General features: G+C 70.0%; 8 protein-coding genes. 2 read left to right on the forward strand and 6 right to left on the reverse strand.

Features of this window, described 5'->3' with window-relative positions; all coding sequences use genetic code 11:
• Positions 1-155: 155 nt before the first annotated feature.
• Positions 156-887: an SDR family oxidoreductase gene (locus ACIKT0_RS10645; protein ID WP_407105331.1), complete on the reverse strand. Its 732-nt coding sequence runs from the start codon at positions 885-887 to the stop codon at positions 156-158.
• A gap of 123 nt (positions 888-1010) precedes the next feature.
• On the opposite strand from ACIKT0_RS10645, the gene ACIKT0_RS10650 reads away from it, so the two are divergent.
• Entirely contained in the window at positions 1011-1925 is a 915-nt protein-coding gene (locus tag ACIKT0_RS10650) for a LysR family transcriptional regulator (protein WP_407105324.1), read from the forward strand.
• Between the two features lie 71 nt (positions 1926-1996).
• Here ACIKT0_RS10650 and ACIKT0_RS10655 read toward each other — a convergent pair whose 3' ends face one another.
• The 3 genes from ACIKT0_RS10655 to ACIKT0_RS10665 all read right to left on the reverse strand — a co-directional run bounded on the left by ACIKT0_RS10655 (position 1997) and on the right by ACIKT0_RS10665 (position 4281).
• The gene (locus ACIKT0_RS10655; RefSeq protein ID WP_407105325.1) at positions 1997-2512 is read right to left on the reverse strand and encodes a DUF1097 domain-containing protein; all 516 of its coding nucleotides are present in this window, start codon (positions 2510-2512) and stop codon (positions 1997-1999) included.
• A 68-nt stretch (positions 2513-2580) separates the two neighbouring features.
• On the reverse strand, positions 2581-3480 hold the full coding sequence (locus ACIKT0_RS10660; protein ID WP_407105326.1) for an SDR family oxidoreductase: 900 nt from the start codon (positions 3478-3480) through the stop codon (positions 2581-2583).
• A 69-nt stretch (positions 3481-3549) separates the two neighbouring features.
• Positions 3550-4281 carry an SDR family oxidoreductase gene (locus tag ACIKT0_RS10665; RefSeq protein WP_407105327.1) on the reverse strand — a complete coding sequence of 244 codons (732 nt, stop codon included), beginning with the start codon at positions 4279-4281 and terminating at the stop codon, positions 3550-3552.
• A 109-nt stretch (positions 4282-4390) separates the two neighbouring features.
• Here ACIKT0_RS10665 and ACIKT0_RS10670 point away from each other — a divergent pair, with 109 nt between their 5' ends.
• Positions 4391-5278: a LysR family transcriptional regulator gene (locus tag ACIKT0_RS10670; protein ID WP_407105328.1), complete on the forward strand. Its 888-nt coding sequence runs from the start codon at positions 4391-4393 to the stop codon at positions 5276-5278.
• 55 nt (positions 5279-5333) lie between these two features.
• On the opposite strand, the gene ACIKT0_RS10675 is transcribed toward ACIKT0_RS10670, so the two are convergent.
• Together ACIKT0_RS10675 and ACIKT0_RS10680 are read right to left on the reverse strand one after the other, a co-directional pair.
• Positions 5334-6020, reverse strand: coding sequence for a response regulator (locus ACIKT0_RS10675; protein WP_407105329.1), 687 nt, complete (start codon positions 6018-6020; stop codon positions 5334-5336).
• Positions 6020-6778: a sensor histidine kinase gene (locus ACIKT0_RS10680; protein WP_407105330.1), complete on the reverse strand. Its 759-nt coding sequence runs from the start codon at positions 6776-6778 to the stop codon at positions 6020-6022. Before ACIKT0_RS10680 ends, ACIKT0_RS10675 begins: the two co-directional genes overlap by 1 nt.
• Positions 6779-6827: the final 49 nt, after the last annotated feature.

Raw genomic sequence — 6827 nt, forward strand, 5'->3', positions numbered from 1 at the left:
GGACGACCTCCTCGCCGCGCTGGCGGCGGTCGTCCGCCCCGGGCTGCGACAGGGCCGGACCGGCGCCGGCGACCATCGCTGCGACCATCACGGTCGTGCGGAGCGGGGCTGATTTCGTCATCGGGGCTCTCCTCGGCTGGCCGGCGCCTGGGCGTTCAGTGCGGGCTCGCGGTCGGCCGGACCACGATCTCGCTCACGTCGACGTCGTCCGGCTGGGAGACGGCGAACAGGATGCTCGCGGCGATCGCTTCGGCCGGGATCTGGACCGCGCGGAAGCCGCGCATCTCCTCGCGCGCGCTGTCGTCCGAGATCGAGTCGGCGAGCTCCGAGGTTGTCGTGCCCGGGGAGATGACCGTCACCCGGATGCGGTCGGTCTCCTGCCGCAGGCCATCCGAGATGGCGCGCACCGCGAACTTGGTCGCGCAATAGACGGCGGCCGTCGGCGAGACGCGGTGTCCGCCGATCGAGGACAGGTTGACGATCTGCCCCGACCCTTGCGCCTCCATGAGCGGCAGCGCGGCGGCGATGCCGTAGAGCACGCCCTTGATGTTGACGTCGACCATCCGGTCCCACTCGTCGACCTTGAGGGCCGCGAGCGGCGACAGGGGCATCACGCCGGCGTTGTTGATCATGACGTCCAGGCGCCCGAACTCGCTCTGCGCGAAGCGCGCGAATGCGGCCACGTCATCTCGATCGGTGACGTCGAGGGCGCGATGGCGGACCGTCCCGCCGGCCTCCTCGATCTCGGACGCGAGCCGCTGGAGCCGGTCGGTCCGGCGCGCGCCGATGACGACCTTCGCGCCGGCCGCCGCAAGAGCCTTGGCGGCCGCCTCGCCGATCCCGCTCGAGGCGCCCGTGATGGCGATCACTTTCCCGGTCGCTGCCATGTTCATTGCCGTCTCTCCTTCACTTCAGCCGGCAGGACGCCGGCGCGACATTCGAAAGCTAGGCACGCGCGTTGGCCGTATCGAGTTGCGGATCGTGGACTGGTTGTTTAGCTGTTCTTACCAATGAGGGACGAGATCGAAGCTGTCGCGACCTTTGTGGCGGTCGCTGAACTGCTCAGCTTCCGGCGCGCCGCCGATCGCCTGGGCGTGACCCGGTCCGCCGTGAGCCAGACGATACAGAAGCTTGAGGCCCAGCTCGGCGTCGCGCTCTTTCACCGCACGACCCGCAGCGTCCGCCTGACGGAAGCCGGGGCGCAGCTGTTCGAGACGGCGGCGCCGGGCCTCGCCGATCTCAGGGCGGCGCTGAAGAGCGTCGGGGAGATGGGCCGCCGCCCGCGCGGCTCCTTGCGCCTCGCTGTTTCGTCGATCGCGGAGAGCTTTCTGGATGGAGCGGTGCTGGGCGGCTTCCTGAAGTCCCATCCCGACATCGAACTCGACATCCTCGTCACGGACGCCGAGTTCGACATCGTCGCGGAAGGTTTCGACGCTGGCGTGCGGCTTGGCGAGGTGATCGAGGCCGACATGATCGCGGCGCCCGTATCGAGCGACCAGCGGCAGATCATCGTCGCCTCGCCTGACTACCTGGCCGGGCATGGCGCGCCCGCTCATCCGCGGGAGCTCGTCGCGCATCATTGCATCGGGTGGCGACCCAGCCCCGACGTGGCGCCCTACCGCTGGGAGTTCACGATCGACGGGCGGGACGTCCCGGTCGCGGTCGAGCCTCGCGTGACGACGAACGACATGGCCGTCATGGTCCGGCTCGCCTGCGCGGGCGTCGGGATCACATGCGGCATGGAGGAGACGTTTCGCCCTCAACTCGCGAGAGGCGAGTTGCAGATTGTCCTGGAGAAGTTCTGCCCGCCCTTTCCGGGCTTCTTTCTCTACTACCCCAGCAGGCGCACCATGACCGGCGCGCTGCGGGCGCTCGTCGATCACGTGAAGCGAAGCCCGCGGCTCAGGACGCCACGGGCCGGGTAAGATCCTGCTGTCTTGAGGACCCCAAGGCGGCTCCTCGGCCCCGGACCTTCGCGTCTCACCGGGCAGCGCCCTCAGTGCGGACCAGCGAGCCGCGCCTGCATGCGCTGGGCGACCCAGCCGGCCAGGATCCCTCCGCTCGCGGCGGCGCCGAGTTCGGCGATCGAAAGCAGGCTCGGCGGGAGATGCGACGCGAAGAACGCGATCAGGCCGAGGAACCAGGCCACGACATTGTCGAATGGCGGCGCGGAACGGAGAGCCAGCACGACGCACGCGACGACGAACACCACCGGAAGAATGGCCGCCTGGCCGAGCATCGGGCCGAGGACGCCGAGCGCGAGCGCCGCGACTGCGCCCATGCCGACGCCGAGCCAGACGCACAGGCCGGTCCTGAGGCCCTGCGCGGCCGAGATCGGGCGGACGAAATACGCGACCCAGCCGACGAACATGACCCAGGGCGCGAAGCCCAGGTGAAGGGCCCCGAAGGCCGCCCCGGCGGCGACGATCGCTGCGACGCCGGTGAAGATGATGGAGCCCGCCGCTGGGAGTGCGGGCTTACAGATGAAGGCTTTACTGGTCTCGTTCGACATTGCTGTCTCCTATCGCCTCTGAGGTCTTCGGTTCCTCGGCGTCCGCCGCCCGGCGCCGCGGTCCGCCTTCACGCGGGGACGCGGGGCGCGAGCAGGTCTTCGAGGCCGATGTTGCGGAACATCTCGCGGCGCACCCGGTCCCCGACTGCGAAGACGACGTCGGCGCCGTCATGCGAGGGATCGACATGCACGCGGAAGGGGCGCTTGCCGTGCGGCGTGTCGACGATCTCGACGATCGCGCGCGCGACGTCGGCGACGTCGGCGTCCGGGGGTTCGAGCGAGGCAAGCCGGGCCATGACCTGCTCGGGCACGCCCTTGTAGGGGCCGGCCGCGTAATCAGCGGCCCGCGGCTCATCGGCGGGCGCGCCGACATGCGCGAAATGGCTGGTGCCCTTGGTGAAGGCGCCGGGCACCAGGATCGTCGTCTCGATCCCGTAGCGCGACAGCTCCGCGGCGTAGGACACCGCGACCGAGTCCATCGCGGCCTTCGCCGCGAAGTACGGCGCGAGGTAAGGCGGCGTGCCGCCCCGTGCGCTGCTCGACCCGATCCACAGCAGCAGGGCCTCGCCCCGGCTGCGCAGATGAGGAAGCGCCGCGCGGTTGACCCGCTGCGTTCCGAGCACGTTGACGTCGTAGAGAGAGGCGAACTGCTCCGGCGTGAAGGCCTCGGTCGGCCCGAACACCATATGGCCCGCGTTGTGGATCACGACGTCGATCCGCCCGGCGTCGGCGAGGACCGCATCGATCGCGGCGTCCGCCGACTCCTGGGACAGCACGTCGAGTTCGACGGTGCGGAGGTCGACCGATTTCTCGGCCGCGTAGGCGCGGGCGGCCTCGACCTGGGGGGCGTTGCGCGCCTCGGTCGCGCGCATCGCCGCGTAGACGGTGTGGCCGGCGTCCGCGAGACGACGCGCGGCGAGCGCCCCGAAGCCCGAGGACGCGCCCGTGATGAGGATGACCTTGCTCATGGCTGTGCCTTTCGCGATTGCATCGGCGCCGCGAACGGCCGGACGGACGCCCGGTCGTTCGGTCTTCGTTCAGACCATTCCGCCGTTGGCGCGCAGCGTCTGGCCGTTCACCCAGCCGCCGTCGGGGCCGGCCAGGAACGAGACGGTCGCGGCGATGTCCTCGGGCTGGCCGAGGCGCTCGAGCGGGTTCATCTTCGCCATGCGGTCGATGAGATCCTGCGGCTTGCCGTCGAGGAACAGCGCCGTCGCCGTCGGGCCCGGCGCGACCGCGTTCACGGTGATCCCCCGGCCGCGCATCTCCTTGGCGAGGATCGCCGTCATGGTCTCGATGGCGGCCTTGGTGGCCGCGTAGACGCCGTAGGTCTCGAGCTTGAGGCCGACGACGCTCGTCGAGAAATTCACGATACGGCCGCCGTCGCGCAGCCGCCGCGCCGCCTCCCGCATGGCGTTGAAGCTGCCCTTCAGGTTGACTGCGATCTGCCGGTCGTCGCTCTCGGCGATCGGCTTCAGCGCCATCACGCCGGCGTTGTTGACGAGCACGTCGACGCCGCCATGGGCGCTCTCCGCCGCGTCGAACATGCGGGTGACCGCGGCCGGATCGCTGACGTCGGCCTGAGCGGTGACGGCTTCGCCGCCGCGCGCCCTGATCCGGGCCACGACCGCCTCGGCGTCCTTATGGCCGCCGGCGTAGTTCACCACCACGGTGAAGCCGTCCGTCGCGAGGCGCTCTGCCACCGCGGCGCCGATGCCGCGCGAGGCGCCGGTCACGATCGCGACCTTCTTCCGGTTCTGCTCCGTCATGTCCCGTCTCCTCCACTGGCCGCGTGACGCGGCGCTGAGCGGAAGATGGACCGACGAATGCAGGAGATAATCCTGTATAGTCCGGCATCATCATTCGGATTTCCGAACAATGGACCGATATGAGGCCATGCGGGTCTTCACCCGGATCGTCGAGCGGCGGAGCTTCACCCGAGCCGCCGAGGATCTGGGGTTGCCGCGAGCGACCGCGACCGAGGCGATCAAGGCCTTAGAGGCGCGCCTCGGGGTCCGCTTGCTCCAGCGGACCACGCGGCATGTCAGCCCGACTCTCGACGGCGAGGCCTTCTATGGCCGGTGCCTGCAGCTGATCGCCGACCTGGAAGACGCCGAGACCGCGTTCGCGGGCACGAAGCCCAGAGGGATGCTGCGCGTCGAGGTCCACGGGACGCTGGCCGGCCACCATCTCGTGCCGCGGTTGCCCGAGTTCGTCGCGGCCTATCCGGACATCGAGCTTCACCTCAGCGAGGGCGACCGCTTCGTGGACCCGATGCGCGAAGGCGTCGACTGCGTGGTCCGGGTTGGCGTCCTGAAGGACAGCGACATGATCGCCCGCCGGCTGGGCATGCTGGAGGAAGTCACCTGCGCGTCGCCGGCATATTGCGCGCGGCGCGGCGTCCCGCGCAGCCTCAAGGACCTTGCAGGCCACAGCATGGTGGGGTTCCGGTCCTCCGCCACAGGAACGGTCATGCCGCTCGAATTCACCGTCGGCGCGTCACTGCGCACCATGATACTGCCGGCCAGCATCACGGTCGCGGGCGCCGAGACCTATAGGGCTGCGGCGCTGGCGGGACTGGGGCTCATACAGGCGCCGCGCTATCGCCTCGCGAAGTATTTCGCCTCCGGCGAGCTTCAGCCGCTGCTCGAAGATTTTCCGCCCTCCCCGAGCCCGGTCTCGATCCTCTATCCGCGCGCGAAGCAGCTTTCGCCGCGGCTCAGAGTGTTTATCGACTGGGCGGCCACCGTGATCGACGTCCGTTGAGACTTTGGCCGCGCCGGGCGCAGGCGCGAGCTTCAGCCGACAAGCTCCGGCCTGCTCACCCCGCCAGCCGGTAGCCGACGCCGGGCTCGGTCAACAGCAGCGAGGGGCGCGCAGGGTCGGCTTCGAGCTTCACGCGCAGCTGGCGGATGAAGACCCGCAGCGACGTCTGGTCTCCGTCGTCCTGGCCCCAGACCGCGCGGAAGAGATGGCGGTGGGTCAGAACCTTGCCGGCATGCACGATCAGCTCCTTCAGAATGGCGAACTCCTTGGGGCTGAGCTTCACCTCGGCGCCGTCGCGGGTGACCAGATGGCGCGAGAGGTCGACCTTCAGGGGGCCGGCGCTGAAGATCGGCTCGGCGCCGCGGCTCGCCAGCCTGTGGCGGAGCGCGGCGCGCATGCGGGCCATCAACTCGTCGGTCCCGAACGGCTTGGTGACGTAATCGTCGGCCCCGAGGTCCAGCGCCGTGACCTTGGCGGCCTCTTCGCCGCGGCTCGACAGGACCACGATCGGGACGGGGCTCGCGGCGCGGATCTCGCGGATGAGGTCGAGGCCGTCCTTGTCCGGAAGCCCAAGGTCGAGCAGCACCAGGTCGGGCGGAACATGGCGCATGAGCCGCAAGGCTTCGGCGGCGGTCTCGGCCTCCAGCGTTCTGTAGTCGTTGACGTTCAGCGTCGCCCTGAGAAAGCGCCGTATCGGGGCCTCGTCGTCGACGATCAGCACCGTGATCGGGCTTGATGCCATCAGGACGCGCTCCGGGGTGCGGCCGGCTCGTCCGCCGCAGGCAGCCGCAATGTGAAGCGCGCCCCGCGGCCGGAGGAGGTCGTCTCCGCGGTCGCGGAGCCGCCGAGCGCCTGCATGAACCCCCTGGCGATCGCGAGCCCGAGCCCGGCGCCGGGGCTCTTCCGGTCGCCGGCGGCCGAACGGTAGAAGCGGTCGAAAATGTGCGGGAGGTCCTCCGCCGCAATCCCGGGCCCGTCGTCGGTCACGCTGAGCGCGACGCCGTCCGCCTCGCGCGCGCCGCGGATCTCGATCCGTGCGGTCGGCGGCGTGTGCTTGCCCGCGTTCTCGAGGATGTTCAGCAGCGCGTGCTCGAACAGCACGGGGTCGCCCACGGCCATCAGCGGCTCGTCGGGAAAGTGGAGCGTCACCGTGCGTCCGCCCAGCGCGGCGGCGGCGCGCCTCAGCGCCACGCCGGTGATCTCCCCGACGTCGAGCGGCTCGAACTGCGCGGCGAGGCCGCCTGCGTCGAGCTTCACGACGTCCAGCAGGTTGGCCACGAAGCGGTTCAAGCGCTCGGTCTCGCCCTGGGCGCTCGCCAGCATCTCGTCGCGCGTGGCGTCGTCATAGAGGCGACCATAGCTCCGAAGGCTCGTGATCACGCCCATGATGGTGGCGATCGGCGTCTTGAGGTCGTGGCTGACGGAAGTGAGCAACGCGCCGCGCAGGCGCTCGGTTTCGGCCTGGAGGCGCGCCTCGTCGACGTCCGCGCCGAGCCGCACGCGCTCGAGCGCGACGGCCGCACATCACCTATCTGTCGGAGCCGGCGCT

This window comes from Hansschlegelia beijingensis (assembly GCF_045505405.1).
In the GTDB taxonomy this organism is placed as follows: domain Bacteria; phylum Pseudomonadota; class Alphaproteobacteria; order Rhizobiales; family Methylopilaceae; genus Methylopila; species Methylopila beijingensis_A.

Bases quoted from the DNA above. Each gene is read 5' to 3' on its own strand.
- ACIKT0_RS10645 (WP_407105331.1), bottom strand. From the start codon at position 887: ATGGCAGCGACCGGGAAAGTGATCGCCATCACGGGCGCCTCGAGCGGG.
- ACIKT0_RS10650 (WP_407105324.1), top strand. From the start codon at position 1,011: ATGAGGGACGAGATCGAAGCTGTCGCGACCTTTGTGGCGGTCGCTGAA.
- ACIKT0_RS10670 (WP_407105328.1), top strand. From the start codon at position 4,391: ATGGACCGATATGAGGCCATGCGGGTCTTCACCCGGATCGTCGAGCGG.
- ACIKT0_RS10655 (WP_407105325.1), bottom strand. From the start codon at position 2,512: ATGTCGAACGAGACCAGTAAAGCCTTCATCTGTAAGCCCGCACTCCCA.
- ACIKT0_RS10665 (WP_407105327.1), bottom strand. From the start codon at position 4,281: ATGACGGAGCAGAACCGGAAGAAGGTCGCGATCGTGACCGGCGCCTCG.
- ACIKT0_RS10675 (WP_407105329.1), bottom strand. From the start codon at position 6,020: ATGGCATCAAGCCCGATCACGGTGCTGATCGTCGACGACGAGGCCCCG.
- ACIKT0_RS10660 (WP_407105326.1), bottom strand. From the start codon at position 3,480: ATGAGCAAGGTCATCCTCATCACGGGCGCGTCCTCGGGCTTCGGGGCG.